Source organism: Rhizobium sp. BK602 (assembly GCF_014195095.1).
Lineage (GTDB): Bacteria > Pseudomonadota > Alphaproteobacteria > Rhizobiales > Rhizobiaceae > Rhizobium.
On the sequence record NZ_JACIBC010000001.1, the window covers coordinates 285,952 to 310,742 of the forward strand.

A 24,791-nucleotide genomic window follows, 5' to 3' on the forward strand; every position below is an offset into this window, starting at 1 on the left:
CGTGCCGAGATCGCTCCTTCAGGCTTCGCCGAAGAGCGGTGATGGTGGTCGGATTTGACCCTTTGTGCTGCCGCCTCGATCGCAGCGAATAACAATAGGCAGAAAGCCATGAGCGACGCCGAGACATCAGCCGCCTTCGATGCGGCGCCGATCAAGCGCCCCAGGCGCTGGCACATTCTCGTTTTTCTTCTTCCGGCCTTCCTCGTCTATACGGCGGTCATGATCCTGCCGCTGATCGAGACGCTTCGGCTATCGCTTTACAATGTCGTCGACAATCAGTCTGTCTTCGTCGGCCTCAACAATTTCAAGGTGTTGTTCGGCGATGATCGCTGGGCGCATGATTTCTGGAATGCACTGCGCAACAACCTGATCTTCTTCGCCATTCACATGTGCGTGCAGAATCCGATCGGGATCGCGCTTGCGGCCCTCCTGTCGCTCTCGAAGTTGCGCTTCGTCGCCTTCTACCGCACGGCCATTTTCCTGCCGACGCTGCTGTCCTTCGTCGTGGTCGGCTTCATCTGGAAACTGATCCTGTCGCCGCTCTGGGGCGTTGCGCCCGAGCTGATGAGCATGATCGGTCTCAAATCCTTCTTCGCGCCCTGGCTCGGCAAGCCGGGCACGGCATTGATCACGGTGGCGCTGATCTCCGTCTGGCAATATGTCGGCATTCCGATGATGCTGATCTACGCGGCGCTGCTGAATATCCCCGAAGAGGTCATCGAGGCGGCCGAATGCGATGGCATCACCGGCTGGAGCCAGTTCTGGAAGATCAAGCTGCCGCTGGTGCTGCCGGCGATCGGCATCATCTCGATCCTGACTTTCGTCGGCAATTTCAATGCGTTCGATCTGGTCTATACCGTGCAGGGTGCGCTTGCGGGGCCTGACGGCTCCACCGATATTCTCGGTACGCTGCTCTATCGCGTCTTCTTCGGCTTCCAGCTACAGCTCGGCGACCGCTCGATGGGCGCGACCATCGCGACGGTGATGTTCCTGATCATCCTTGCCGGCGTCTCGCTCTATCTTTTCGTCATCCAGCGGCGCATCCGCCGCTACCAGTTCTGAGGAGCGGCGACCATGTCGAAGGCACGCACTTCACCCATCCGCACCGGCTTCGTTCACCTGGCGCTCATCGCCTATACGCTCGTCGCCGTCTTTCCGGTGTTCCTGACGATCATCAATTCGTTCAAGGATCGCGCCTCGATCTTTCGTGCGCCGCTTAGTGTTCCGACGCCGTCCAGTTTCAGCCTCATCGGGTATCAGACCGTGCTCGGGCAGGGGAACTTCGTCAGCTATTTCCAGAACAGTTTCGTCGTGACGATCGTCTCGATCGCCTTCACGCTGCTGTTCGGGGCGATGGCGGCGTTCGCGCTGTCGGAATATCGCTTCCGCGGCAATACGATGATGGGGCTCTATCTTGCGATTGGCATCATGATCCCGATCCGCCTCGGCACGGTCGCCATCCTCCAGGGGATGGTCGCGACCGGGCTGGTCAATACGCTGACGGCGCTGATCCTTGTCTATACTGCGCAGGGACTGCCGCTGGCGATTTTCATCCTCTCGGAATTCATGCGGACTGTGTCCGATGACCTGAAGAATGCCGGCCGCATCGATGGCCTCAGCGAATATGCGATCTTCTTCCGCCTCGTGCTGCCGCTCATCCGTCCGGCCATGGCGACCGTCGCGGTCTTCACGATGATCCCGATCTGGAACGACCTGTGGTTCCCGCTGATCCTGGCGCCGAGTGAGGCGACCAAGACGGTGACGCTCGGCTCGCAGGTTTTCATCGGCCAGTTCGTCACCAACTGGAATGCCGTGCTGGCGGCGCTGTCGCTCGCTATCCTGCCGATCCTCGTGCTGTACGTCATCTTCTCCCGCCAGCTCATTCGCGGCATTACCTCCGGAGCAGTCAAGTGAGCGCATCCGCAAAGCCGATCCGCGTTCTCGTCGCCGGCCTTGGCAATATGGGCCGGAGCCATGCGCTCGCCTATCACAACAATCCCGGTTTCGAGATCGTCGGTCTCGTCAACCGGTCGAGACCGGCGCTACCGGAAGAGCTGCAGGGATATGCGATCCATCCGGATTTCGAGACGGCATTGAAGGAGCTGAAACCGGACCTCTGCTCGATCAGCACCTATTCCGACAGTCATGCCGATTTTGCCGTCAAGGCTTTCGAAGCCGGCTGCCATGTCTTCGTGGAAAAGCCGCTGGCAACCACGGTTGCGGATGCCGAACGGGTCGTTGCGGCTGCGGAAAAGGCGGGAAGGAAGCTGGTCATCGGCTATATCCTGCGCCATCACCCGTCCTGGACGCGGCTGATCGCCGAGGCGCGCAAGCTCGGCGGTCCCTATGTCTTCCGCATGAACCTGAACCAGCAGTCGAGCGGACCGACCTGGGAAACCCACAAGGCATTGATGCGCACGACGTCGCCGATCGTCGATTGCGGCGTGCACTATGTCGACGTCATGTGCCAGATCACCGACGCCAGACCGATCGAGGTGCGCGGCATGGGTCTGCGCATGTCGAACGAGATCGCGCCGGACATGTATAATTACGGCCATCTGCAGGTGATTTTCGAGGACGGGTCCGTCGGCTGGTATGAAGCCGGCTGGGGGCCGATGATGTCCGAGACGGCCTTCTTCGTGAAGGATGTGATGTCGCCGAACGGTGCGGTGTCGATCGTCATGGACCCCGGTGCCAGATCCGACGACATCGACGCCCATACCAAGACATCAATCATCCGGCTGCACAGCGCCGAAACCGGGCCGAATGGCCGGTTCATCCGGCCGGACGAGGATCTCCGCATGGATGGCGAGCCGGGGCATCAGGAGCTGTGCGACCGGGAGCAAGCCTTCATGCTTAAAGCCATCCGCGAGGATATCGACCTCAGCCGCCATATGACCGATGCCGTTCAATCGCTACGCATCTGCCTCGCCGCCGACGAGAGCGTGCGCTCCGGCAAGCCCGTTTACCTGTAAGGATAAGAGACTGTGGGATCGCTTCAACTGAAATCCATCCGCAAGGCCTATGGTACCCATGATGTGCTGAAGGGCATCGATCTCGACGTCGAGGATGGCGAGTTCGTCATCTTCGTCGGCCCGTCCGGTTGCGGCAAGTCGACCCTGCTGCGCAGCATCGCCGGCCTCGAAGACGTGACCTCCGGCGCGGTACTCATCAACGGCAGGGACGTGACCGTGACGCCGCCCGCCAAGCGTGGCATTTCCATGGTGTTCCAGTCTTACGCGCTCTATCCGCACCTGACGGTGAAGGACAATATGGGGCTCGGCCTGAAGCAGGCCGGCACCGCCAAGGAGGAAATCGAGGGCCGCGTCGCGAAGGCATCCGGCATGCTGTCGCTCGAGCCCTATCTCGCTCGCCGTCCGGCCGAGCTGTCCGGCGGCCAGCGCCAGCGCGTCGCCATCGGCCGCGCCATCGTGCGCGAGCCAGAGCTCTTCCTGTTCGACGAGCCGTTGTCGAATCTCGACGCGGCGCTGCGCGTCCAGACCCGCCTTGAAATCGCCCGGCTGCACCGCAGCCTGAAGGCGACGATGATCTATGTCACCCATGATCAGGTCGAGGCCATGACGCTGGCCGACAAGATCGTGGTGATGAACGCCGGCGCCATCGAGCAGATCGGTTCGCCGATGGAGCTTTACAATCGCCCGGCCAATGTTTTCGTCGCCGGCTTCATCGGTTCGCCGCAGATGAATTTCATCTCCGCGGAAAAGCTCGGGGAAACCAGTGCGAAGACCATCGGCATCCGTCCGGAGCATATCACGCTGTCGCGCGAGCAGGGGACGTGGGCGGCCAAGGTCATCCATGTCGAGCATCTCGGCGCCGATACGATCATCTATCTCGAATCCGACCAGACCGGCCTTCTGACCGCACGCCTGTTCGGCGAGCATCAATATGAACCGGACGAGATGGTCTACGCGACCCCGGATGCGGGGCACATGCACCGCTTCGACGAGAACGACCGGGCAATTCGCGCTTAAGCGGCTGTTTTGCGTATCCAGGGGCTCCGCTTCGGCGGAGCCTTTTTTATTTGCCTTGTGACAGGCCGCAATATTCCGGTCGTCCGGATGAACTCACATGACTGTCATGAGGCGGGATTATGTTGCATTCGAAAGACTTTAACGGGAGCCATGCATGGAGACGATCGATCGCAAGAGTGGCAGCGCTCTCTGGCATCAGATCGGTGAAATCCTGGCGGCGGATATCGCCGCCGGGACGTTTGCCGCGGGTGCAAGGCTGCCGACGGAGCCGGAGCTGATGGACCGCTTCGGCGTCAGCCGCTTCACCGTCCGTCAGGCGCTTGCCCATCTGGAACAGCGCGGATTGGTGCGTGCCGAGCAGGGACGGGGGACTTTCGTGCACAAGGGCGTGCTGGACTATACGCTCTCGAAGAAGACGCGGTTTTCGAAAAACCTCATCGAGCAGGGCTTTGAACCTGGCGGCGAACTCCTGGTCCATGAGATCGTTCCGGCGTCGGAGCATGTCGCCGCTCGGCTGAAGCTTGACGAAGGTGTTCCGGTCATCCGCCGCCGTGGCGTGATGACGGCGGATGGCGTTCCGGTCGAGCTCGGTGAGACCTATTATCCGGCGGTGCGCTTTCCGGACTTCGATAGAGCGAGATTGCAATATCCGACGATCACGGCGACACTCGCCAGCTATGGCATTCGCGACTACGAGCGCCTGTCGACCGAAATCGAGGCGCGCATGCCCAGCGCCGAAGAGGCGCGGCTGCTGCGGCAGCCGAAATCGGTGCCTGTCCTGGTGATCCTCAAGGTGGATGCCGATAGCGACGGCGTGCCGATTGCCTATGCCGAAACGGTATGGTCGTCCGAGCGGGTGACCTTCAAGGTCGATATGGGATAGGTATCTATCGGTGGGATAGAATATTCACGACCTTGCCGAGGGGATCGCGGACATAGAAGCGGCGAACGCCCCAGGGTTCGTCGGTCAGTTCGTAGACGATTTCGAAATCCATCGACTTGGCGCGCTCATAAAGCTGGTCGACATCATCGGTCTCAATCGAGAGATCGGGAACGAGGGTGTCGGAACCGCCTTCGCTGGCTATGCTGATCTGCGGCGTGGCCGTCGCATCGGACGCGAAGGTCAGTATCCAGCCGTGGTCCATTGCTATGTCGGGGCCCAGCAGATCGCCGTAGAAAAGGCGGGCGCTATTGGGATCGGCGGCGTGAAGATTGGGAACGATGCGCAGAACGGTCATGACGCTCCTCGACGGAGAAATGGAGGCGGGCCTTTGCCGCGCCTCCATCGTCTTACCTCAGACAGTGACGGAAGGCAGCAGCTTGGCGCGTTCGGCCAGAATCTGCCGGCAGGAGCTGGCGACCTCGCGGCCCTTGAGGACAAAATGTTCCTTGAAGAACTGGATATGCGCTTCCGATTCCTGGAAGTGATGCGGCGTGAGGACAGCCGAAAGGATCGGTACGCCCGTATCGAGCTGGACGCGCATCATTGCGTCGAGGACGGTATTGGCAACGAATTCATGGCGATAGATGCCGCCATCGACGACGAAGGCGGTGGCGATGATGGCCGAGTAGCGGCCGTTGCGGGCGAGCGTCTGGGCATGCAGCGGGATTTCCAGGGCGCCGGGCACATCGAAGATATCGATGGGAGAGGCGCCTTCCGTCGTCTGCCATTCGGCAACGAAGGAATCGACGCACCGATCGACGATGTCGGCATGCCAACGGGCCCGGATCAATGCTATGCGGCCCGGTTGCGTGGAAATGGATATGGTCATGAACTTGCCTTTCAAGGGTTGTTGTCAATATCCCTTGGGCGAACACGCGGGACCGCCGAGTCCCTCCTGCGAGGGGCTACCGATCCAGCTTGCTCTCTTCCATCCGGACTATACCGTCGGCTCCGGCATCTCACCGGATCTGCTGACCCTTCCGGCGACCGGAAGGCGCTCGCGGGCTCGAAGATTTCTCTCCATACCGCCGGTGGGGAATTGCACCCCGCCCTGAGAACGGTTTGGACTATAAATGCGCTGCAACAGAAATCAAAGAAAAACGCCGGGCAATTTACCCGGCGCTCGCGAAAAATCTGTTCTGTCCGTCAGTCCTGAATGACCAGAAGATCGGAAGCGGCAAAGCGCAACGTCACCCTCTCGCCGACGCTGGGCGGCATCATGCCGGGGCTGTTGAACATGTCGAAGGAAATCGTGTTGCCGCCGACATTCATGCGCGTGCGGATGACCGAGCCCAGGAAATGCGCCGAGGAGACTTCGCCGGTCAGCGCGGTGTCGCCCTTGGCCGATTCGGCAAGCGAGCCCGCCTCGGGACGCAGCGCCAGCGATACGGTGTCGCCAGGTTTGTAGGCCGTGACCGATTGCTTCAGCGTCACGCCCTGGTCGCCGATCATGATGCGGTTGCTGTCGGGGTCGACGACCTTGCCTTCGATCAGGTTCAGGGTGCCGACGAAGGAGGCGACGAAGCGGGTGGCCGGCGTGTTGTAGATCTCGAAGGGCGTGCCGATCTGGTCGGCGCGGCCGGCATTCATGACGACGATGCGGTCGGAGATCGACAGGGCCTCTTCCTGGTCGTGCGTCACGAAGACGGTGGTAATGCCGAGCTGCTGCTGGATGGCGCGGATTTCCTCGCGCAGCGACACACGGATCTTGGCGTCGAGCGCCGAGAGCGGCTCGTCGAGCAGCAGCACCTGCGGTTTCACGGCAATGGCGCGGGCGAGCGCCACGCGCTGCTGCTGGCCGCCGGACATCTGGTAGGGGTAGCGGTTGGCAAGATGATCGAGCTTGATCAGGCCGAGCATTTCCTTGACGCGTTTGTCGATGTCGGGCTTGGCCATGCCGGCGACCTTGAGGCCGAAGGCGACATTGTCGTGCACGGTCATGTTCGGAAACAGTGCATAGGCCTGAAACACCATGCCGATATTGCGCTGGTTCGGCTTCAGCGGCCGCTGATCCTTGCCGTTGATCGTGAGGGTTCCGGCGGTCGGGCTTTCAAAGCCTGCGATCATGCGCAGAACCGTCGTCTTGCCACAGCCTGATGGTCCGAGGAAGGAGATGAACTCTCCCTTCTCGATATGCATGGTGAAGTCGTGAACGACCTGGACCTCGCCGAAGGATTTTTTGAGATGGGTAAGTTCGAGAAAAGCCATGGTGAGGAGCCTTACGCCTTAATCGGAGCGGATTTGGAGAAACGGGAGACGAGCTGCAGGAGGCCCATGCTGAGCCAGGTCACGGCGAGCGCGATGATCGCCAGCGCGGACGACTGATAGGCCTGGTTGGCGCCGACAAGCTGCATGTAGGGGCCGAATGCCGGGCGATTGAGCAGCGATGCCATGGTGAATTCGCCCATGACGATCGCGAGCGTGATGAAAGCGCCTGATAGTACGCCGCTCATGACATTGGGAAAGATGCATTTGAACATGATCGTCGTCCATGTGGCACCTAGGCTTTCCGCCGCCTCCGTCAGCGTCCCCACATCGATCGTCCGCATCGCCGTGTCGACAGACCGATACATATAGGGCAGCGACAGCACGATGTAGGAGCAGACGAGCAGGATATTCGTGGTTCCATTATAGCCCGTCAGCGGCAGGATCGACGACGAATTATAGAGGCGCAGATAGCCGAAGACGATGACGATCGCCGGAATGACCAGCGGCATCAGCGTGATGAATTCCACGATCGGGCGTATTTGCGGCAGGCGCAGGCGAACCCAGTAAGCCGTCGGCACGACAAGCAGCATGCCGAAGACGATGGTCAGCAGCGCCATCAGCATGGAATAGCCGAAGGCATACAGGAATTGCGAATCGGAAAAGACCGATGCGTAGGCGTCGAAACTATAGGCATTGCGGCGCATGCGCAGCGAGAATTCCAGCGTGCCGATCAGCGGCACGATGAAATAGATGGCACCGATGATAACCGCGATCCAGGCAAAGAATTTCTGTAATTTCATTTTTGCCACCGTTCGGCGCGGATGCGCATCAGAATATAGATGACGTTGGAGATGCCGGTGATGACGATCATGCCGAGCGCCATGGCATATCCGAGGTTGGCGTTATGCAGCACATCGCCCCGAATTTGCGCATAGAGCTGGATCGGAACGATGTTGAGCGAGCTGCCGGTGAGCGCAATCGCGGTCGCGATGGCGCCGAACGCATTGGCAAACAGCAGCAGCGTCGTGCCGAGCAGGCTTGGCCACAGGATGGGGAGCGCCACCATCATCCAATATTGTCCGTTTGTGGCGCCGAGGATGGAGGCGGCTTCGCGCCACTCTTTCTTCATGCCGTCCAATGCCGGCGTGATGATCAGGACCATCAGCGGGATCTGGAAATACATATAGGTGATGGTGAGGCCGAGGAAACTATAGAGATTGAAGCCGGTCGAATAGAGACTGAAGCCGAACCAGTTCATCATCAGCACGGTGACGAGACCAAGGCGTCCGATCGTGGCGATGAAGGCGAAGGCCAGCGGCACGCCGGCGAAATTGGAGGCGACGCCCGAAAAGGTGAGGAATACGTGGCGTATCCAGGCCGGCAATCCGCCCATCACCAGTGCCCAGGCCAGATAGAAGCCGATCAGCGCGCCGCCCAGCGCGGAGGCGACCGACACTTTGATGCTGATCCAGTAGGAGTCCATGATGGACTTCGTGAACAAGTCCGCGATGTTCTTGAGCGTGAGGCTGCCGTCGGGCGTCAGGAACGCGCCGGCGACCAGATAGATGGTCGGGAGGATCAGGAACAGCAGCGCGAAGATCAGAAAGGGCGCGATACCCAGCCAGTCGACTACGGCGCGTTTGCTGATCAGGGGAGCGGAGCTGATCGTTGATGTTGTGACGGTGCTCATGAAAGGCCCAGTTTGCAGCATCGAAAAACGGAAAACCTCCCCGCCGGGGCGGGGAGGTCATGTCTGGTCTGATTACTGTACGTTCGAACCGACGACAGAGTCCCAGTTGGTGGTGATTGCGGTCTTGCCGGCGGCCTGTTCGTCGAGCGTCGGGAAGACAGCCTTTTCATAGGCGGCGGCCGGCGGCAGCTTGTCGAGAAGCTCCTGCGGGACCTTCTTGTTCTTTGCCAGGTCGTTGAAGCGGATCGGGTGGCAATAGCCCTTCAGCCAGCCGATCTGGCCTTCGTCGGAATAGAGGAACTCCATCCAGAGCTTGGCGGCGTTCGGATGCGGAGCGAAAGCCGAGATCGCCTGCACGTAGACGCCTGCGACGACGCCGGAAGCCGGAACGGTGACTTCGACCGGCGGGTTGCCGTTCAGGCTGTCGCGCCATGCGAGGCCGTTATAGTCCCATGCGACGACGATCGGGGTGGCGCCCTGAGCGAGCGAAGCGGACTTGCCGATGACCGGAACGAAGTTGCCAGCCTTGTTGAGCTGGGCGAAGTACTTCAGGCCGGCTTCGCCGATCTTGGTGGCATCCTTTTCGCCAGCGGCGAGGCCGGCGGCGTAGGCGGCCTGGACGGCCTGGTTGGAGGTGCGCGGGTCGCCGGCGAGCGAGACGGTGTTGGCATATTCCGGCTTCAGCAGGTCAGCCCAATCCTTCGGCGGGTTCTTCACGACATCCTTGTTGGTGACGAAGGACAGAACGCCGTAATAGTCGCCATACCAGTAGCCGTCGGCATCCTTGGCGCTGTCTGGAATGGAGTCCCAGGTCGAGACCTTGTAAGGCTGGATCAGACCGTCTTTCTTGGCGGAGGGGCCGAAGGAGAGACCGACGTCGATCACGTCCGGAGCCTGCGGGCCGGTGTTGCCCTTGTTGGCGCGGATGGCTTCGACTTCGTCGCCCGAACCGGCATCCGGATTGAGCTCATTGACCTCGATACCGTACTTGGCCTTGAAAGCAGCGATCAGGTCGCCGTAACCGCACCAGTTGTGGGGCAGGGCAATCGTGGTCAGCGTGCCTTCCTTCTTGGCGGCGGCGATGAGGTCGGCGCTCGGTTCGGCGGCGGCGATGGCGCTCGAGGCGACAAGCATCGCGGTGGAAAGCGTCAGAAGTCGATGAATTTTCGAGATCACTGGTATTCCTCCTTTTGGGTTTTCAGTGTCTGGCGTTGCCATTAATGACGTTGCATGAATGTTGTGTGACGGCTTGAAGGCGTTGTGTTTCCCGAAAACTCCGAGGATTTACTTTTATTCGGGAACCGTGACAGCTACTGTTTTGTCCGTCGGCCCGGAGGCCATAATTTTATACTTCCCCTTCTTTATTAGCTTAGTTTCCGGAACAGCCTCGTTTGCTCGAAAAGGCCCTCCAGGGTCTTCATGCGTTCGCTCGTCTCATCCCAGGTCGAACTCTGCACCGCTTCGATCAGGGCTTCGACGATGAAAAGGGTGACGACGGAGGAATCCCAGGCCGATGGCGCCTCGATCTGCACGCGAAACGTGTATTTCGCGTGCTTGCCAGCCGGCGTTGCCCATTGGTCGGTGAAGACGATGATCTCCGCGCCGCGGCGGCGTGCCGCTGCGGCCAGATTGACCATTTCCTGCTCGTAGCGGCGGATGTCGAAGATCACCAGCAGATCGCCGGGATTCATGTTCAGGACATATTGCGGCCAGGCGCTGGAGTTGGAGGAGAGCAGCGTCGTGTTCGGGCGGATGACCTGCATGTGGGTGAAGAAATATTCCGCAAGCGCGCCGGTGATGCGCCCGCCGACGAAATACAGCCCGCGTTTGCGTTCCGACAGCAGCGCGGCGACATTGTCGAAGGTTGCGGCGTCGATATCGGTCAGCGTCTGGCGCAGATTGCCCATGATGGCATCGGCGAAACGGTTCAGGATATGGGTGCCGGGAGCGTTGGACGCCCAGCGGTCGTGCTTGGTCAGCGGATTGGAGATGGTCGCCTCGACCTCCTGATGGAGGCGCGACTGGAAATCAGGATAGCCCTTGAAGCCGAGCTTCTGCACCATGCGTGCAACGGTCGGCGTTGACACGCGCGCATTTTCGGCGACCGTCGTAATGCTGCCCAGCCCCGACACAGGGTAGTTGTCGAGCAGACTCTTTGCGAGCTGCTTTTCGGCGCGCGTCAGCGCGTCGAATTGGGCATGAATCACGTCTGAAACTGTCTTCGACGCATTGCTCAATCTGTTTTTGCTCCCCGGGACGGTCTTATGCCAGTCTCCTGAGGACGATATAACAACGCTGTCACATTTCGAGTCAATGTCACAAATGAAGAAATAATTTCAGTTTACGGTTGACAGTCGCCAAAACCTGAAGAATTCTTTTCTTATAAGAATTTTATCAAGAGCGATGGGGCGCCTTCAATGCTTGCTCAGCAAGGCATCTTGACGGAAGCGGATGGCGAATGCGTCGCGGTCGAACGACCGGATGGCAAGAGCCCGATTTTCATCGTTTGCGAACATGCGTCCCGCACGTTGCCGGAGCATTTCGGTGATCTCGGCCTGTCCGAGGAGGCGCTTTCCAGCCATATCGCCTGGGACCCCGGCGCGCTCGCCGTTGCCCGCAAGATGTCCGCCAGCCTCGACGCAACGCTGGTGCATCAGCGATTCTCCCGGTTGATCTATGATTGCAATCGCCCGCCGGAAAGCCCCGGTGCCATGCCGGAAACCAGCGAGATCTATACGATCCCAGGTAACCAGCACCTTCGGCCTGCTGATCGGCAAGCCCGCACCCAGTCGCTCTATCTTCCGTTCCATGGACGCATCGAGACCCTTCTCAAGGACCGGGTGGCGAAGGGGCGGGAAACGGTGATCGTCACGGTCCACAGTTTCACGCCGGTCTATAATGGCAAGCCGCGCGCCGTGGAGCTTGGCATATTGCACGATGACGACCGCTGGATGGCCGATCGCATGCTTGCCGCGGCCGCCGAAGCACCGCTTTACCGGACCGAGCGCAATCAGCCCTACGGGCCTGAGGATGGCGTCACCCATACGCTGAAGCTGCATGGGATCGCCAATGGTTTGCATAATGTAATGATCGAGGTCCGTAACGACCTCATCGTGGATGACGTCGGCCAAGGGGTCATGGCCGATTATCTGACAGGGCTTATCCAGAACAGCCTGGACGCCTGATAAAAGAAGAAAAGACCCCGGGGAGCAGTTTCACTGCGATCGGGCCGTACGGCAAGAGCCGGCGGCCCACATGACATATGGTCGCCCGCAATTCCGCGAGCGATCGGGCTTTAGGGGGAATGACATGTCTGATTACTCAGAGTTGGACAAAAAGCAGGACATCCACATCCTCCACTCCATGGGCTATGCTCAGGAGCTGGAGCGGCGCATGAGTTCGTTCTCGAATTTCGCTGTATCCTTCTCGATTATTTGCATTCTTTCAGGTGGCATCAATTCGCTCGCCCAGGCGACGTCGGGCGCGGGCGGTGCCGCAATCGGTATCGGCTGGCCGCTTGGCTGCTTCATTTCGCTGGTTTTCGCCGTGGCGATGGCGCAGATCAGCTCGGCCTATCCGACCGCGGGCGGGCTCTATCACTGGGGCTCGATCCTCGGCAACCGCTTCACCGGCTGGCTGACGGCCTGGTTCAATCTCCTCGGCCTCGTCACTGTTCTCGGCGCCATCAACGTCGGCACCTACTATTTCTTCCTCGGTGCCTTCGGCGGCTATTTCGGCCTGGTCGACACCACGGTGGTGCGCATCATCTTCCTCGTGGTGATCACCGGCCTTCAGGCATTGGTGAACCATATGGGTATCGGTCTGACGGCGAAGCTGACCGACTTTTCCGGTTATCTGATCTTTGCGACCTCGATCGCATTGGCGGTCGTGTGCCTGGTGGCCGCGCCATCCTATGATTTTGCGCGGTTGTTCACCTTCACCAACTATTCCGGCATCGCCACCATCGCCGCCGACGGTTCGGCTACGGGCGCGCCTGTCTGGCCGCAGGTGTCGACGTTCTGGGTCTTCGCCCTCGGTCTCCTGCTGCCGATCTATACGATCACCGGCTACGACGCCTCGGCGCATACCTCGGAAGAGACCGTGAAGGCCGCTCATTCGGTTCCGCGCGGCATGGTCTCTTCGGTCCTCTGGTCGGCTCTGTTCGGCTATATCATGCTGTGCTCCTTCGTCCTGATGCTGCCGAACATGGACGACGCCGCCAAGCAGGGCTGGAACGTCTTCTTCTGGGCGATGGACGCTCAGGTGAACCCGATCGTCAAGGATATCCTCTATTTCCTGATCTTCATCAGCCAATGGCTGTGCGGCCTTGCAACGGTGACGTCGGTCTCGCGCATGATCTTCGCCTTCTCGCGTGACGGCGGCTTGCCGGCATCGAAGGCGCTCTCCAAGGTCAGCCCGCAATACCGCACGCCGGTTGCCGCGATCTGGACCGGTTCCATCCTGTCCGTGCTGTTCGTCTGGGGCTCGTCACTGGTCTCCATCGGCGATACGCCGGTCTACACCATCGTCGTTTCGTGCACCGTCATCTTCCTGTTCTTCTCCTTCGCGATCCCGATCACGCTCGGCCTTTTCGCCTGGGGAACGGCGAAATGGGACAAGATGGGTCCGTGGAACCTGGGCGAAGGCCTGTTCAAGCTCTTCGCGGTGCTGACCATCATTTCGATGATCGTGATCTTCGTTCTCGGCATCCAGCCGCCGAATGACTGGGCCGGCATCATCACGGTCGGCTTCCTCATCCTGACGGCGGTCGTCTGGTTCGGTTTCGAACGCCGCCGCTTCAAGGGGCCGCCGATCGGCGACGCGATTGCCAAGCGCAAGGCCGACATCGCGGCGGCCGAAGCGGCAGTCGGCGAAAGCTGAGCGCAGGTCATCTATCCCGAAATCACGGAGCCGCGGCGGTGCGGCTCCGTTCACCGGTCAACGCAGCGCAGCCGCGGTTTGCTCCTGCAGAAAACGACGCTTTGTTGGCCGATGTCACAATCTAACGTCCAGGCGGATCAATCATGAGCACTAGCTATACGTTCGACGACCTCAAAAAGGATGTGGCCGAGGGGCGCATCGACACGGTTCTGGCATGCCAGGTGGATATGCAGGGCCGCTTGATGGGCAAGCGCTTCCAGGCGGAGTTCTTCGTCGAAAGCGCCTGGAAGGAAACGCATAGCTGCAACTATCTCCAGGCAACCGATATCGAGATGGAGACCGTGTCCGGCTACAAGGCGACCAGCTGGGAAAAAGGCTATGGCGACTATACGATGAAGCCGGATCTCGCGACGCTGCGCCGGATTCCCTGGCTCGAGGGCACGGCGCTGGTGCTTTGCGACGTTCTCGACCATCACACCCACGAGGAGGTGGCGCATTCGCCGCGCGCGATCCTCAAGAAGCAGGTCAAGCGCCTCGAAGCATTGGGTCTGAAGGCCTACATGGCCTCGGAGCTCGAATTCTTCCTCTTCGATCAAAGCTATGACAGCGCGCGTGAGTCCGGCTATCGGGATCTGAAGCTCGCCAGCGGCTACAACGAGGATTATCACATCTTCCAGACCACCAAGGAAGAAGAGGTCATGCGGGCGATCCGCACCGGCCTGCAGGGCGCCGGCATCCCCGTCGAAAATTCCAAGGGCGAGGCTTCCGCCGGCCAGGAAGAGATCAATGTTCGCTACGCCGATGCCCTGACCATGGCGGACCGCCATGCGATCATCAAGAACGGCTGCAAGGAGATCGCCTGGTCGAAGGGCAAGGCCATCACCTTCCTGGCGAAATGGAACTATGGCGCCGCCGGCAGCTCCTCGCATATCCATCAGTCGCTATGGAGCGCCGATGGCAAGAACTCCATCTTCTTCGAAGAGGGGGCGAAATATGGCATGTCGCCGACGATGAAGCATTATGTCGCGGGGCTTCTGGCTCATGCCAGCGAGATCACCTATTTCCTGGCGCCCTATATCAATTCCTACAAGCGTTTCATGGCCGGCACCTTCGCACCGACCAAGGCGATCTGGAGCAAGGACAACCGCACCGCGGGCTATCGCCTCTGCGGCGAGGAAACCAAGGCGATCCGCATCGAATGCCGTGTTGGCGGTTCCGATCTCAATCCCTATCTGGCGTTCGCGGCGCTGATCGCTGCCGGTCTCGACGGTATCGAGAACAAGCTCGAGCTGGAAGCGCCGTTCGTGGGGGACGCCTATGGTGCCCGCGAGGTGCGTGAAATCCCGCGCACGCTGCGCGATGCGACGGTTGCCTTGAGCAATTCGAAGATGCTGCGCGCCGCTTTCGGCGACGATGTCGTCGATCACTATGCCCGCGCTGCGGAATGGGAACAGGAAGAGTATGATCGTCGCATCACCGATTGGGAGGTGGCGCGCGGATTCGAAAGGGCGTAAGCCTGCCGTCGTTGTCGGTCCTGCCTGATTTTCGTCGCCAGGCGAGGGTAGGGAGATGGCTGCGGTAAAGCGCTTCTTTCGGCGGCGCAGGGGCTGCGGGGCGACATCCCCGGAGCCCGCCGATAATATGTTCGTGACTACAAAAACAGGATTTCGATCATGACCATGATCACATGCGTATCGCCGGTGAACGGCGAGGTTTATGCGGAGCGCCCCGCCTTGTCGCTGGAGGCCGCCAAGGATGTGGTAGCCCGCGCTCGCAAGGCGCAGAAGGATTGGGCGCGCCGCCCGCTGGAAGATCGCGTTCAGCTCGTGCTGAAAGGCGTCGCGCGCCTCAACGAGATGGCTGATGTCGTCGTGCCGGAACTTTCGTGGCAGATGGGCCGCCCGATCAAGTATGGCGGCGAATATCGCGGCTTCAACGAGCGCTCCAACTATGTCGCCTCGATCGCCGCCGATGCGATGGCGCCTCTGGTCGTAGAGGACAGCGCCAATTTCGCGCGTCGCATCGAGCGCGAGCCGCATGGCGTTGTCTTCGTCATAGCGCCATGGAATTACCCTTACATGACGGCGATCAACACGGTTGCTCCGGCGCTGATGGCCGGCAATACGGTGATCCTCAAGCATGCCAGCCAGACGCTTCTGGTGGGCGAGCGGCTGGTGCAGGCTTTCGTGGAAGCCGGCGTTCCCGCCGACGTCTTCCAGAATGTCTTCCTGGATCATGAAACCACCTCGGCGCTGATCGCCGCCGGTAGCTTCAATTTCGTCAACTTCACCGGCTCCGTCGAAGGTGGCCGCTCGATCGAGCGTGCCGCCGCCGGTACCTTCACCAGCCTCGGCCTCGAGCTGGGCGGCAAGGATCCGGGCTATGTCATGGAAGACGCGGATCTGGATGCTGCCGTCGATACGCTGATGGACGGCGCGACCTTCAACTCCGGCCAGTGCTGCTGCGGCATCGAGCGCATCTATGTGCATGAATCGCTCTACGATGCCTTTGTCGAGAAGTCGGTCGCCTGGGTGTCGAATTACAAGCTCGGCAACCCGCTCGATCCGGAAACCACGCTCGGCCCGATGGCGCACAAGCGTTTCGCCAAGGTGGTGCGCGAGCAGATTGCCGATGCGGTCGCCAAGGGCGCCAAGGCACTAGTCGATCCCAAGCTGTTCCCGGCCGATGACGGCGGCGCCTATCTTGCGCCGCAGATCCTCGTCAATGTCGATCATTCCATGGCTTTCATGCGCGAAGAAACCTTCGGTCCCGCCGTCGGGATCATGAAGGTGAAGAGCGATGCGGAAGCGCTGGAGCTGATGAATGACAGCCCCTATGGCCTGACGGCGTCGCTCTGGACCAAGGATGTCGAGCGCGCCTCGCGCATCGGCCGCGACATCGAAACCGGCACCGTCTTCATGAACCGCGCCGACTATCTCGATCCGGCATTGTGCTGGACCGGCGTCAAGGAAACCGGCCGCGGCGGTTCGCTGTCGATCATCGGCTTCCACAATCTGACGCGTCCGAAATCCTACCATCTGAAGAAAGTAACAGCATGAGCACTATCTCAGCCAATTGGAGCTATCCCACCGCCGTCAAGCTCGGCCGGGGCCGGATCAAGGAACTGGCGGACGCCTGCAAGAGCCTCGGCATCAAGAAGCCGCTGCTGATCACCGACCGGGGACTTGCCTCGATGGCGATCACCCAGACGGCGCTGGATATTCTCGAAGAGGCCGGTCTCGGCCGCGCCATCTTCGCCGATGTCGATCCCAATCCGAACGAGAAGAACCTCGACGCCGGCGTCAAGGCTTTCAAGGATGGTGGTCATGACGGCGTCGTTGCCTTTGGCGGCGGCTCGGGCCTCGACCTCGGCAAGTGCGTCGCCTTCATGGCCGGCCAGACGCGTCCGGTCTGGGATTTCGAGGATATCGGCGACTGGTGGACCCGCGCCAATGTCGAGGGCATCGCGCCGATCGTTGCCGTGCCGACGACGGCCGGCACCGGCTCGGAAGTCGGGCGCGCCAGCGTCATCACCAATTCCGAAACCCATGTGAAGAAGATCATCTTCCACCCGAAGTTCCTGCCGGGCGTCGTCATCGCCGATCCGGAACTGACTGTGGGCATGCCGAAGATCATCACCGCCGGCACGGGCATGGACGCTTTCGCGCATTGCCTGGAAGCCTATTCCTCGCCCTTCTATCATCCGATGTCGGCCGGTATCGCGCTGGAAGGCATGCGGCTCGTGAAGGAATTCCTGCCGCGCGCATATAAGGAAGGCACCGACCTCGAAGCCCGCGCCAACATGATGAGCGCCGCCGCCATGGGCGCCGTTGCCTTCCAGAAGGGCCTTGGCGCCATTCATGCGCTGTCGCATCCGATCGGCGCCGTCTACAACACGCATCACGGCATGACCAATGCCGTCGTCATGCCGGCCGTCCTGCGCTTCAACCGCAAGGCCATCGAGGACAAGATCGCCCGCGCCGCCGCCTATCTCGGCATTTCCGGCGGTTTCGACGGCTTTTATGACTATGTGCTGCAGTTGCGTGCGGAGCTTGGCGTGCCGGAAAGCCTCTCGGCCATGGGCATCGCGCCGGATCGCATCGACGAGCTCTCGGCCATGGCGATCGAAGACCCGAGCGCCGGCGGCAATCCGGTGCCGATGACGCTGGAAAACACCAAGGCGCTGTTCCGCGATTGCTTCTAAGTTGATGTGCCTGACTATTGATCGTGCCACGCGATTTCGCGTGGCACTTTTTGTTTGCTTGGTGAGCTGATTGCCGTAGTTTCCCGAACCGTATGGAGATCGTTCATTCGGAGAGAGGGCTATCGATGGAAGCTGCTGGATTGACGGACGCGCCGTCGCTTGTGATCCTTGTCGCCGGCGCAGTCGGAGGGGCTTGCGGCGGCGCTCTTGGCGCCCGATTGGCACAAGCCAGCTTCTGGAAAGGCCCCGTAATTCTCGCATTGGCATGGCTGATCAGCAGCATCGTCGTCTCGCTGCTTGCAGTTCTGTTTGCCATATCGGATACGGTCGCCAGCATTGTCGGTACGGTATCGTTCATACTTGTCGCCGGCCTGTGCGGCCGCTTGCTGAAGATAAGCGGAAGGGCAATCGCCAATATTATCCTCGGCGGATTTCTGGGCGCGATGTTGTTCGCATTTATCCTGGTCTATGCGCTCTATCGGCATTGAATTCAGCCGCCCGCATCAACAGCTTCCTTTGACGAAATCAATCAAAACAGAAAGGCCGGCGGATGGTTGATCCGCCGGCCTTTCTGTTTGTGATGCGTCCGCAATCAGTCGACGAATTCGACGACCACGCCGGGCTTGACCATCTTGGCGAGTTCGGTCGCGTCCCAGTTGGTGAGACGGACGCAGCCATGGCTCTGAGTCTTGCCGATTCTCGAGGGATCCGGCGTGCCGTGGATGCCGTAGGTCGGCTTCGAAAGGGCCATCCAGACCGTACCAACCGGACCGTTCGGGCCGGGCGGGATGTTGAGAACCTTGTCGTTCCCGGCCTGTTGAAAGTTGATCTTCGGATTGTAGGTATAGCCCGGATTGAAGGCGACGCGCTCGACGGTGACCGTGCCGGACGGCGAAGGCGTGTCGGCCGAGCCGATGCTGGCGGGATAGGCGGCAATCAGCGTGCCGTTTGCATCATAGGCGAAGACCTGCTTGCGGCCCTTATCGGCCAGGATCTTGGCGACGGTGCCGGTCTTCGGCTTGCCGGTATTGACGACCTTGATGGTGGTGCCGGGAACGGTGAAATCGACGCCTGGATTGAGCTCCTTCAGATAGCCCTCGTCCATGTGGAAGCGTTCGGCCAGCATTTCCGTGGTCGAGGTATAGCCGAGCGACGGCATTTGCGACTTTTCGGCATAGTCTTCCGGGATCGATGCAACATAGGGGCCGGCGGCATCGGCGGACGTGATCGTATAATTGACGATCGGCATGCCGCCCGAGAGGCGCAATTGCTCGAGGATCGAATCCGTATCCTTCGGATCGAGCGTCTGGCCGGTCATCTGCTGATAGGCGTAGATGGCCTTGGTGACATTGCCGCCCATATGCCCGTCGATGGCACCAGGAGAAACGCCCTGGCGGGCAAGGAAGACCTGGAGCGCGGTGATCTCCATCTTCGATTTGCCCTTCAGCGTGATCACCGGCTCGGCCGGCTGCTTGCGCGGGACGTCGGGAGAGGCCTGCTGCGGATCGATTGAGGCATAGTCGTTGCCGGTCGGCTGCTGCGATTCGGCGTTTGCGTTCGGCAGCGGCTGACTGTCGAGCGGTTGACGCTGGATCTCGCTGTCGTTCGGAATACCGCCGGTAACCAAGCTGCGATCCTGCTGGCCGTAGCCGTCATCGTTGTAGCTATCAGTGCGATACTGACGGTAATCACGGTAGCCGCCATTGTTGGAGAGCTGCGTGTCGCCATAGCGGCCGCCCTCGGCATAACCGTCATTGTTGTTTGGGTCGGAGGCTGGGGCCTGAGGATAATAGGTGCTGGCCCGCATCGCGGTGGCGATGACATTGCCGTAACGGTCAACCAGAACGCGCCGTCCGCGTCCGTCGCGGGCATAGGTCAGGCCGTTCTGATCCGGATATTGGTCGAGAATGCGACCGTCGGGGGTTACGAAGACGATGTCATTGTTCCTACCGCCGTAGGTTTGCGCCTGCGCATCGGTCAATGCGAGCGCCGACACGGTGGCAGCCAGGGCTGCGGCAAGGCTGAATTTCAGGAACCGGTTCACGTCTATCGAATCCTCGGGGTACTAGCTGAGCCGACACACACATGGCAATTTTGACGCCAGTATGGAATTTTAGATTATCATGCTGAATAAAATATAAAAATTTGTGTGATCAAGACGTCAAGTTAACCTTCGGTAAGCGAAATCACCATTTATTCTCGCCGCGCCCCGTTTCGGGACTATCTTCGGAAGGGGTCACAGGGCGCGTGCCGATCAGGGAGAATTGCCAGACATGATGGACTTTGCCGCGGCCAAGGGGCCGAAACTCACGCTGGATGAAAGCTCCGTGCTCGATATTGGCGCTTGTGTCGTCGATGGCAGCGATCTCGCGCCCGGACGCGCCATTCCCGATGACGGCGATCCGCGTATCGATCATTCCCTGGAGGGGTTTCTCTTCACCTGCGGGCCGGATCATATCCGCCATCCGCAGCCGATGTCGGGTGCGTTCGAAGGAAAGCGCTATCCGCTGCACGGCTCCTTTTCCTCGCATCCAGCCAGGATTCTCTGGACGCGCTTCGAGGATGGCAATGCCGAATGCCGTGCCGATATCGACGTCGTTACCGCCGAGGGGCTGACGGCGCGGCTGGAGCGCCACTGGCGGATAGACGGTGTGATGGGCGAGGTTTTCCTCGCGGATCGCATCGTCAACACCAGCTCCGAGGCGATGCCGGTCTTCCTGATGTATCATATGAATATCGGCGGCAAATGGTTCGACGACGGCGTGCGCCTTGCCGGTCAGATGCTGGAAAATGGTGGCTTTCCCTGGACGTTCGGCGAGGAGCTGGGCGGCATTTTCTGCGTGCAGGCGACGGCGAAAGGAGAGGATTGGGCCGAGCTCCGTCTCGGACCGATCGCGGCCATCGGCGGCAAGTCGCTGAGGGTACGTTTCGGCACGGACACGCTGCCGTTCCTGCAGGTCTGGCGCAACCAGCGCGCGCCTGCCGACGTCCTCGGCATCGAGCCGGTTTCGCATCGCTGGGTGTCGCGCGCCGAACTCGAAGAGGCGGGTGAGTTCGATATTCTCCAGCCCGGGGAAGCCAGGAATTTCATGCTCAACTTTGCCTTCGTTTGAGGTGTCTGTGCGGTTGACGCTCGCCCTGCCGCGGCGTAGACCAAGGCCCTCGGTTTCAAAGAGGAAATAAACCATGGATATCCGTCCGATCGATGACGAATACTCGGTGTCCGGCCAGATCACCGTGGAGGATCTCGACGAGATCAAGGCCTTGGGATTCAAATCGATCGTCTGCCATCGCCCGGATCAGGAAAGCCCGGATCAGACGCCGTTTGCCGCCGTCGCGGCGCGCGCCAAGGAGCTTGGGCTTGAGATTACCCATGTGCCCGTCGGGCCTATGGGCGTGACCGAAGAGGCCGTGCAGGGCATGGTCGACGCGCTCGACGAATTCCCGCGGCCTATGCTCGGCTATTGCCGCTCCGGCGCGCGTTCGACCGCGATCTATCAGAAGACGCATCACATTCGCGGCTGAGCGGCCGTTTCACTGAATATATAGGATATTTTGGGCGTTGCCGGCGAGCAGCGCCCAGTTTGTGACCCGTCACCGGACAACATCAGGAGAGAAGTATGAGCATCAAGCGTATCGACGTCGGAGTCCGCATGAGCGGCGCCGTCATTCACGGCAACACCGTTTACCTCGCCGGCCAGGTTGGCGAAGGCGCAAGCGTCACGGATCAGTGCAAGTCGGCTCTGGCCGAAGTGGATCGCCTGCTGGCCGCTTCCGGTTCCAGCAAGTCGAAGATCCTGCAGACGCTGATCTATCTCGCCGATATCGCCGACTTCGCCGAAATGAACGCCGCCTGGGAAGCCTGGGTCGATCCGGCAAACACGCCGGCTCGCGCCACCAGCGAAGCCAAGCTCGCCGCGCCGAAGTACAAGGTCGAGTTCATCGTCACCGCCGCGATCGACTAACTCGATCAGACACGTTCCAAAAAGCCGGTGGGCTCGCGTTCACCGGCTTTTTGTTTGCGAAATTTCCGTCAAGGTGCGGGAAGGGGTGATGGCCTCGGGATCGAGCTGGATCTCGATGATCGCCGGCTTGCCGCTGGCGCGCGCCCGCTCGAAGGCCGGTGCGAATTCCTCCGTCGTCCTCACGGTTTCACCGTGGCCGCCATAGGCGCGGGCCAGGGCTGCGAAATCCGGGTTTTCCAGTGCCGTGGCGCTGACGCGTCCGGGATATTCGCGTTCCTGATGCATGCGGATGGTGCCATACATGCCGTTATTGATGACGAGCGCGATCAGCGGCAGGCGGTATTGCATGGCGGTCGCAAATTCCTGGCCATGCATCATGAAGCAGCCGTCTCCGGCAAAGCAGATCACCTCGCGCTCCGGAAAGAGCTGCTTGGCGGCAACCGCCGCCGGCAATCCATAACCCATCGAACCGGAGGCCGGGGCGGCCTGGGTGTTGAAGCGGCGGAAACGGTGGAAGCGGTGCAGCCAGGTAGCATAATTGCCGGCGCCGTTGGTGAAGATCGTGTCGGCGGCCGTATTGGCCTCGATCCAGTCCATGATCCGGCCCATATGCACCGCGCCGGGGCTCTTTTCCGGCGTCGTCGACCAGGCGAGGTAGGCGGAATGCATGCGCTCCGTTCGCTCCGCCCAACGCGGTTCTACCGGCGCTGGGAGATCGGCGAGTGCCGTCACGAAATCGGCGGGGCTGGCGCAGATTGCGAGATCCGGGCGGTAGACGCGGCCGATCTCGGATGGATCGGGATGAATATGGATGAGCTGCTGCTGCGGGTAGGGGATGTCCATCAGCGTATAGCCGGAGGACGGCATTTCGGAGAAGCGTCCGCCGAGCAGGATCAGCAGGTCGGCCTGCCTGATCTCCTTTGCCAGCGCCGGATTGATGCCGATGCCGACATCGCCGGCGTAGCTTGGATGGAGATGGTCGAACAGCATCTGCCGGCGGAAGGAGCAGCCGACCGGCAGCTTGAAGCGTTCGGCAAAGCTTCTGATGCCGGCAACCGCACTCTCATCCCAGCGCGTGCCCCCGAGGATGACCATTGGCCGCTCGGCTGCGCTTAGGCGCCGGTGCAGGTCGTCGATCTGGGCGCGGCCAGGATGGGCTGATACCGGCGTGTAGGGCTTGGCCGGCGGCGCCTCGACCTCGTCGCGCAGCATGTCCTCGGGCAGCGTCAGCACGACGGGACCGGGCCGTCCCGATGTTGCCACCGAGAAGGCGCGGGTGACGAATTCCGGAATGCGGGCGGCATCGTCGATCTCGCCGACCCATTTTGCGAATTCCGTGAAAGCGCGGCGGAACTCCACCTCCTGAAACGCCTCGCGCTCGCGGGCGTCGCGCTGCACCTGGCCGATGAAGAGGATCATCGGGATCGAATCCTGGCGAGCGATATGCAGGCCGGCGGAGGCGTTGGTGGCACCCGGTCCGCGGGTGACCATGCAGATGCCCGGTTCGCCGGTGAGCCGGCCCCAGGCGTCCGCCATCATCGCGGCACCACCCTCCTGGCGGCAGACGAGCACCTCGATGTCGCTGTCACGCAACGCATCGAGCACGGCGAGAAAGCTCTCGCCGGGAACGCAGGAAATGCGCTGTACCCCATTTGCCTTCAGGGCTTCGACGATGAGCTGGCCGCCAGTTCGCTTCATGTTTTTGCCTTCCTCTCCAGTTCCGCCAATTCGGCCAGAACTTCCTCCTGATGCTCGCCGAGACGCGGGCTCGGCCGGGTATAGGTCAGCGGCGTCTCCGACAGAACCACCGGCGTGCGCACGCTCGGGATCATGGTGCCGGCGGCATCCTCCAGATCGATCCGCAAGCCGCGCGCCTCGATCTGTGGGTCCGCGAACATATCCTCGATCGTATTGATGGCGCCGGCCGGTACGGCATTGTCCTCGCAGGCCTTCAGCAGTTCCGCCTTGTTCCATGTCAGCGTTTTCGCCGAGACGAAGGCGCGGACCTCATGGCGATGGGCGACGCGGGCCTTGTTGGTGGCGTATCGCTCGTCGTCCGCATGCGTCTCGATGCCGAGGATGGTGCAGAGGCGGCGGAACTGCCCGTCATTGCCGACGGCAAGGATCAGATGGCCGTCAGCCGTCGGCACGACCTCGTAGGGCGAGATATTCGGATGAGCATTGCCGAGGCGCACGGGAGCCTTGCTGGAAATCAGATAGTTCATGTTCTGATTGGCCAGCACGGCGGATTGCACATCGAGCAAGGCCATGTCGACCAGCTGGCCTTCGCCGGTCTTCAGCGCATGGATCAATGCCGCCTCGATGGCGGAGACAGCGTAAATCCCCGTGAAGATATCGGCGATCGCCACGCCCGCCTTCATCGGCTGTCCATCCGGCTCGCCAGTGATCGACATGAAGCCGGACATGCCCTGCACGATATAATCATAGCCCGCAAGCCCGGCATAGGGCCCGGTCTGGCCGAAGCCGGTGATCGAGCAATAGACGAGCTTGGGGTTGATTTTCTTCAGGCTCTCATAGTCGAGGCGATATTTCACCAGGCCGCCGAGCTTGAAATTCTCGATCACCACATCCGCGGTCTTGATCAGCCGGCGGACGATATCCTGGCCCTCTTCGGTTCTGAGGTCGACAGTGATGGAGCGCTTGCCGCGATTGGTCGAGTGATAGTAGGCGGCCGAGAGATTTTCCCCGTCCTTGCTCTCGACGAAGGGAGGCCCCCATTGGCGGGTGTCGTCGCCGCCGTCGGGGTTCTCCACCTTGATGACATCGGCTCCGAGATCGGCCAGCATCTGCCCTGCCCAGGGGCCGGCGAGAACGCGGGCTAGCTCGATGACGCGGATGCCGGAAAGCGGCGGTTTCTTCGTGATGTTGGCTGTCATGTCGATCCGGA

The 24,791-nt window shown here is 60.8% G+C and carries 24 protein-coding genes and 1 riboswitch; of the genes, 14 read left to right on the forward strand and 10 right to left on the reverse strand.

Features of this window, described 5'->3' with window-relative positions:
* Positions 1-108 precede the first annotated feature (108 nt).
* The 5 genes from FHX11_RS01410 to phnF all read left to right on the forward strand — a co-directional run bounded on the left by FHX11_RS01410 (position 109) and on the right by phnF (position 4,875).
* A complete protein-coding gene (locus FHX11_RS01410; protein ID WP_184354316.1) occupies positions 109-1,062 on the forward strand; it encodes a sugar ABC transporter permease in 954 nt (317 codons plus the stop codon).
* A 12-nt stretch (positions 1,063-1,074) separates the two neighbouring features.
* Positions 1,075-1,914: a carbohydrate ABC transporter permease gene (locus FHX11_RS01415; protein ID WP_184354318.1), complete on the forward strand. Its 840-nt coding sequence runs from the start codon at positions 1,075-1,077 to the stop codon at positions 1,912-1,914.
* Positions 1,911-2,975 carry a Gfo/Idh/MocA family oxidoreductase gene (locus tag FHX11_RS01420; protein WP_184354320.1) on the forward strand — a complete coding sequence of 355 codons (1,065 nt, stop codon included), beginning with the start codon at positions 1,911-1,913 and terminating at the stop codon, positions 2,973-2,975. Before FHX11_RS01415 ends, FHX11_RS01420 begins: the two co-directional genes overlap by 4 nt.
* A gap of 12 nt (positions 2,976-2,987) precedes the next feature.
* Positions 2,988-3,992: an ABC transporter ATP-binding protein gene (locus tag FHX11_RS01425; protein ID WP_184354322.1), complete on the forward strand. Its 1,005-nt coding sequence runs from the start codon at positions 2,988-2,990 to the stop codon at positions 3,990-3,992.
* A gap of 154 nt (positions 3,993-4,146) precedes the next feature.
* Complete coding sequence (gene phnF, locus FHX11_RS01430; RefSeq protein ID WP_184354324.1) at positions 4,147-4,875, forward strand: phosphonate metabolism transcriptional regulator PhnF; 729 nt, start codon at positions 4,147-4,149, stop codon at positions 4,873-4,875.
* A gap of 4 nt (positions 4,876-4,879) precedes the next feature.
* Here phnF and FHX11_RS01435 read toward each other — a convergent pair whose 3' ends face one another.
* From FHX11_RS01435 to FHX11_RS01465, 7 genes are all read right to left on the reverse strand, one after another.
* Positions 4,880-5,230: a VOC family protein gene (locus FHX11_RS01435; protein ID WP_184354326.1), complete on the reverse strand. Its 351-nt coding sequence runs from the start codon at positions 5,228-5,230 to the stop codon at positions 4,880-4,882.
* Between the two features lie 57 nt (positions 5,231-5,287).
* Positions 5,288-5,764: a 6,7-dimethyl-8-ribityllumazine synthase gene (locus FHX11_RS01440; protein WP_184354328.1), complete on the reverse strand. Its 477-nt coding sequence runs from the start codon at positions 5,762-5,764 to the stop codon at positions 5,288-5,290.
* Between the two features lie 87 nt (positions 5,765-5,851).
* Positions 5,852-5,998: riboswitch (FMN riboswitch) on the reverse strand.
* Between the two features lie 83 nt (positions 5,999-6,081).
* The gene (locus tag FHX11_RS01445) at positions 6,082-7,143 is read right to left on the reverse strand and encodes an ABC transporter ATP-binding protein (RefSeq protein WP_184354330.1); all 1,062 of its coding nucleotides are present in this window, start codon (positions 7,141-7,143) and stop codon (positions 6,082-6,084) included.
* An 11-nt stretch (positions 7,144-7,154) separates the two neighbouring features.
* Entirely contained in the window at positions 7,155-7,943 is a 789-nt protein-coding gene (locus tag FHX11_RS01450) for an ABC transporter permease (RefSeq protein ID WP_184354332.1), read from the reverse strand.
* Positions 7,940-8,833, reverse strand: a complete 894-nt coding sequence (locus tag FHX11_RS01455; RefSeq protein WP_184354334.1) for an ABC transporter permease subunit — start codon at positions 8,831-8,833, stop codon at positions 7,940-7,942. Before FHX11_RS01455 ends, FHX11_RS01450 begins: the two co-directional genes overlap by 4 nt.
* Before the next feature lie 72 nt (positions 8,834-8,905).
* Entirely contained in the window at positions 8,906-10,009 is a 1,104-nt protein-coding gene (locus FHX11_RS01460) for an ABC transporter substrate-binding protein (protein ID WP_184354336.1), read from the reverse strand.
* Positions 10,010-10,197: 188 nt separating this feature from the next.
* A complete protein-coding gene (locus tag FHX11_RS01465) occupies positions 10,198-11,070 on the reverse strand; it encodes a MurR/RpiR family transcriptional regulator (protein ID WP_184354338.1) in 873 nt (290 codons plus the stop codon).
* 180 nt (positions 11,071-11,250) lie between these two features.
* Here FHX11_RS01465 and FHX11_RS01470 point away from each other — a divergent pair, with 180 nt between their 5' ends.
* The 6 genes from FHX11_RS01470 to FHX11_RS01495 all read left to right on the forward strand — a co-directional run bounded on the left by FHX11_RS01470 (position 11,251) and on the right by FHX11_RS01495 (position 18,406).
* Positions 11,251-12,018, forward strand: coding sequence for an N-formylglutamate amidohydrolase (locus FHX11_RS01470; RefSeq protein WP_184354340.1), 768 nt, complete (start codon positions 11,251-11,253; stop codon positions 12,016-12,018).
* A 124-nt stretch (positions 12,019-12,142) separates the two neighbouring features.
* Positions 12,143-13,714 carry an amino acid permease gene (locus FHX11_RS01475; RefSeq protein ID WP_184354342.1) on the forward strand — a complete coding sequence of 524 codons (1,572 nt, stop codon included), beginning with the start codon at positions 12,143-12,145 and terminating at the stop codon, positions 13,712-13,714.
* Between the two features lie 143 nt (positions 13,715-13,857).
* Positions 13,858-15,228, forward strand: a complete 1,371-nt coding sequence (locus tag FHX11_RS01480; protein WP_184354344.1) for a glutamine synthetase family protein — start codon at positions 13,858-13,860, stop codon at positions 15,226-15,228.
* 159 nt (positions 15,229-15,387) lie between these two features.
* The gene (locus FHX11_RS01485) at positions 15,388-16,773 is read left to right on the forward strand and encodes an aldehyde dehydrogenase family protein (RefSeq protein ID WP_184354346.1); all 1,386 of its coding nucleotides are present in this window, start codon (positions 15,388-15,390) and stop codon (positions 16,771-16,773) included.
* The gene (locus tag FHX11_RS01490) at positions 16,770-17,918 is read left to right on the forward strand and encodes an iron-containing alcohol dehydrogenase (RefSeq protein WP_184354348.1); all 1,149 of its coding nucleotides are present in this window, start codon (positions 16,770-16,772) and stop codon (positions 17,916-17,918) included. Before FHX11_RS01485 ends, FHX11_RS01490 begins: the two co-directional genes overlap by 4 nt.
* A gap of 125 nt (positions 17,919-18,043) precedes the next feature.
* Positions 18,044-18,406, forward strand: a complete 363-nt coding sequence (locus tag FHX11_RS01495; RefSeq protein WP_184354350.1) for a hypothetical protein — start codon at positions 18,044-18,046, stop codon at positions 18,404-18,406.
* 104 nt (positions 18,407-18,510) lie between these two features.
* Here FHX11_RS01495 and FHX11_RS01500 read toward each other — a convergent pair whose 3' ends face one another.
* Positions 18,511-19,962 (reverse strand): L,D-transpeptidase, encoded by a 1,452-nt coding sequence (locus FHX11_RS01500; protein ID WP_184354352.1) that lies wholly within the window; start codon positions 19,960-19,962, stop codon positions 18,511-18,513.
* A 229-nt stretch (positions 19,963-20,191) separates the two neighbouring features.
* Here FHX11_RS01500 and FHX11_RS01505 point away from each other — a divergent pair, with 229 nt between their 5' ends.
* The 3 genes from FHX11_RS01505 to FHX11_RS01515 all read left to right on the forward strand — a co-directional run bounded on the left by FHX11_RS01505 (position 20,192) and on the right by FHX11_RS01515 (position 21,883).
* A complete protein-coding gene (locus FHX11_RS01505) occupies positions 20,192-21,031 on the forward strand; it encodes a DUF4432 family protein (RefSeq protein WP_184354354.1) in 840 nt (279 codons plus the stop codon).
* Positions 21,032-21,104: 73 nt separating this feature from the next.
* Positions 21,105-21,443 (forward strand): TIGR01244 family sulfur transferase, encoded by a 339-nt coding sequence (locus FHX11_RS01510; RefSeq protein WP_184354356.1) that lies wholly within the window; start codon positions 21,105-21,107, stop codon positions 21,441-21,443.
* A gap of 95 nt (positions 21,444-21,538) precedes the next feature.
* Entirely contained in the window at positions 21,539-21,883 is a 345-nt protein-coding gene (locus FHX11_RS01515; RefSeq protein ID WP_184354358.1) for a RidA family protein, read from the forward strand.
* A gap of 39 nt (positions 21,884-21,922) precedes the next feature.
* On the opposite strand, the gene FHX11_RS01520 is transcribed toward FHX11_RS01515, so the two are convergent.
* Both FHX11_RS01520 and FHX11_RS01525 read right to left on the reverse strand, forming a co-directional pair.
* On the reverse strand, positions 21,923-23,581 hold the full coding sequence (locus tag FHX11_RS01520; RefSeq protein WP_184354360.1) for a thiamine pyrophosphate-binding protein: 1,659 nt from the start codon (positions 23,579-23,581) through the stop codon (positions 21,923-21,925).
* Entirely contained in the window at positions 23,578-24,780 is a 1,203-nt protein-coding gene (locus tag FHX11_RS01525) for a CaiB/BaiF CoA-transferase family protein (RefSeq protein ID WP_184354362.1), read from the reverse strand. The genes FHX11_RS01520 and FHX11_RS01525 overlap by 4 nt, the downstream gene beginning before the upstream one ends.
* Positions 24,781-24,791 lie beyond the last annotated feature (11 nt).

Bases quoted from the DNA above. Each gene is read 5' to 3' on its own strand.
- FHX11_RS01410 (WP_184354316.1), top strand. From the start codon at position 109: ATGAGCGACGCCGAGACATCAGCCGCCTTCGATGCGGCGCCGATCAAG.
- FHX11_RS01415 (WP_184354318.1), top strand. From the start codon at position 1,075: ATGTCGAAGGCACGCACTTCACCCATCCGCACCGGCTTCGTTCACCTG.
- phnF (WP_184354324.1), top strand. From the start codon at position 4,147: ATGGAGACGATCGATCGCAAGAGTGGCAGCGCTCTCTGGCATCAGATC.
- FHX11_RS01435 (WP_184354326.1), bottom strand. From the start codon at position 5,230: ATGACCGTTCTGCGCATCGTTCCCAATCTTCACGCCGCCGATCCCAAT.
- FHX11_RS01440 (WP_184354328.1), bottom strand. From the start codon at position 5,764: ATGACCATATCCATTTCCACGCAACCGGGCCGCATAGCATTGATCCGG.
- FHX11_RS01445 (WP_184354330.1), bottom strand. From the start codon at position 7,143: ATGGCTTTTCTCGAACTTACCCATCTCAAAAAATCCTTCGGCGAGGTC.
- FHX11_RS01450 (WP_184354332.1), bottom strand. From the start codon at position 7,943: ATGAAATTACAGAAATTCTTTGCCTGGATCGCGGTTATCATCGGTGCC.
- FHX11_RS01455 (WP_184354334.1), bottom strand. From the start codon at position 8,833: ATGAGCACCGTCACAACATCAACGATCAGCTCCGCTCCCCTGATCAGC.
- FHX11_RS01470 (WP_184354340.1), top strand. From the start codon at position 11,251: ATGCTTGCTCAGCAAGGCATCTTGACGGAAGCGGATGGCGAATGCGTC.
- FHX11_RS01475 (WP_184354342.1), top strand. From the start codon at position 12,143: ATGTCTGATTACTCAGAGTTGGACAAAAAGCAGGACATCCACATCCTC.
- FHX11_RS01480 (WP_184354344.1), top strand. From the start codon at position 13,858: ATGAGCACTAGCTATACGTTCGACGACCTCAAAAAGGATGTGGCCGAG.
- FHX11_RS01485 (WP_184354346.1), top strand. From the start codon at position 15,388: ATGACCATGATCACATGCGTATCGCCGGTGAACGGCGAGGTTTATGCG.
- FHX11_RS01490 (WP_184354348.1), top strand. From the start codon at position 16,770: ATGAGCACTATCTCAGCCAATTGGAGCTATCCCACCGCCGTCAAGCTC.
- FHX11_RS01495 (WP_184354350.1), top strand. From the start codon at position 18,044: ATGGAAGCTGCTGGATTGACGGACGCGCCGTCGCTTGTGATCCTTGTC.
- FHX11_RS01505 (WP_184354354.1), top strand. From the start codon at position 20,192: ATGATGGACTTTGCCGCGGCCAAGGGGCCGAAACTCACGCTGGATGAA.
- FHX11_RS01510 (WP_184354356.1), top strand. From the start codon at position 21,105: ATGGATATCCGTCCGATCGATGACGAATACTCGGTGTCCGGCCAGATC.
- FHX11_RS01515 (WP_184354358.1), top strand. From the start codon at position 21,539: ATGAGCATCAAGCGTATCGACGTCGGAGTCCGCATGAGCGGCGCCGTC.
- FHX11_RS01520 (WP_184354360.1), bottom strand. From the start codon at position 23,581: ATGAAGCGAACTGGCGGCCAGCTCATCGTCGAAGCCCTGAAGGCAAAT.
- FHX11_RS01525 (WP_184354362.1), bottom strand. From the start codon at position 24,780: ATGACAGCCAACATCACGAAGAAACCGCCGCTTTCCGGCATCCGCGTC.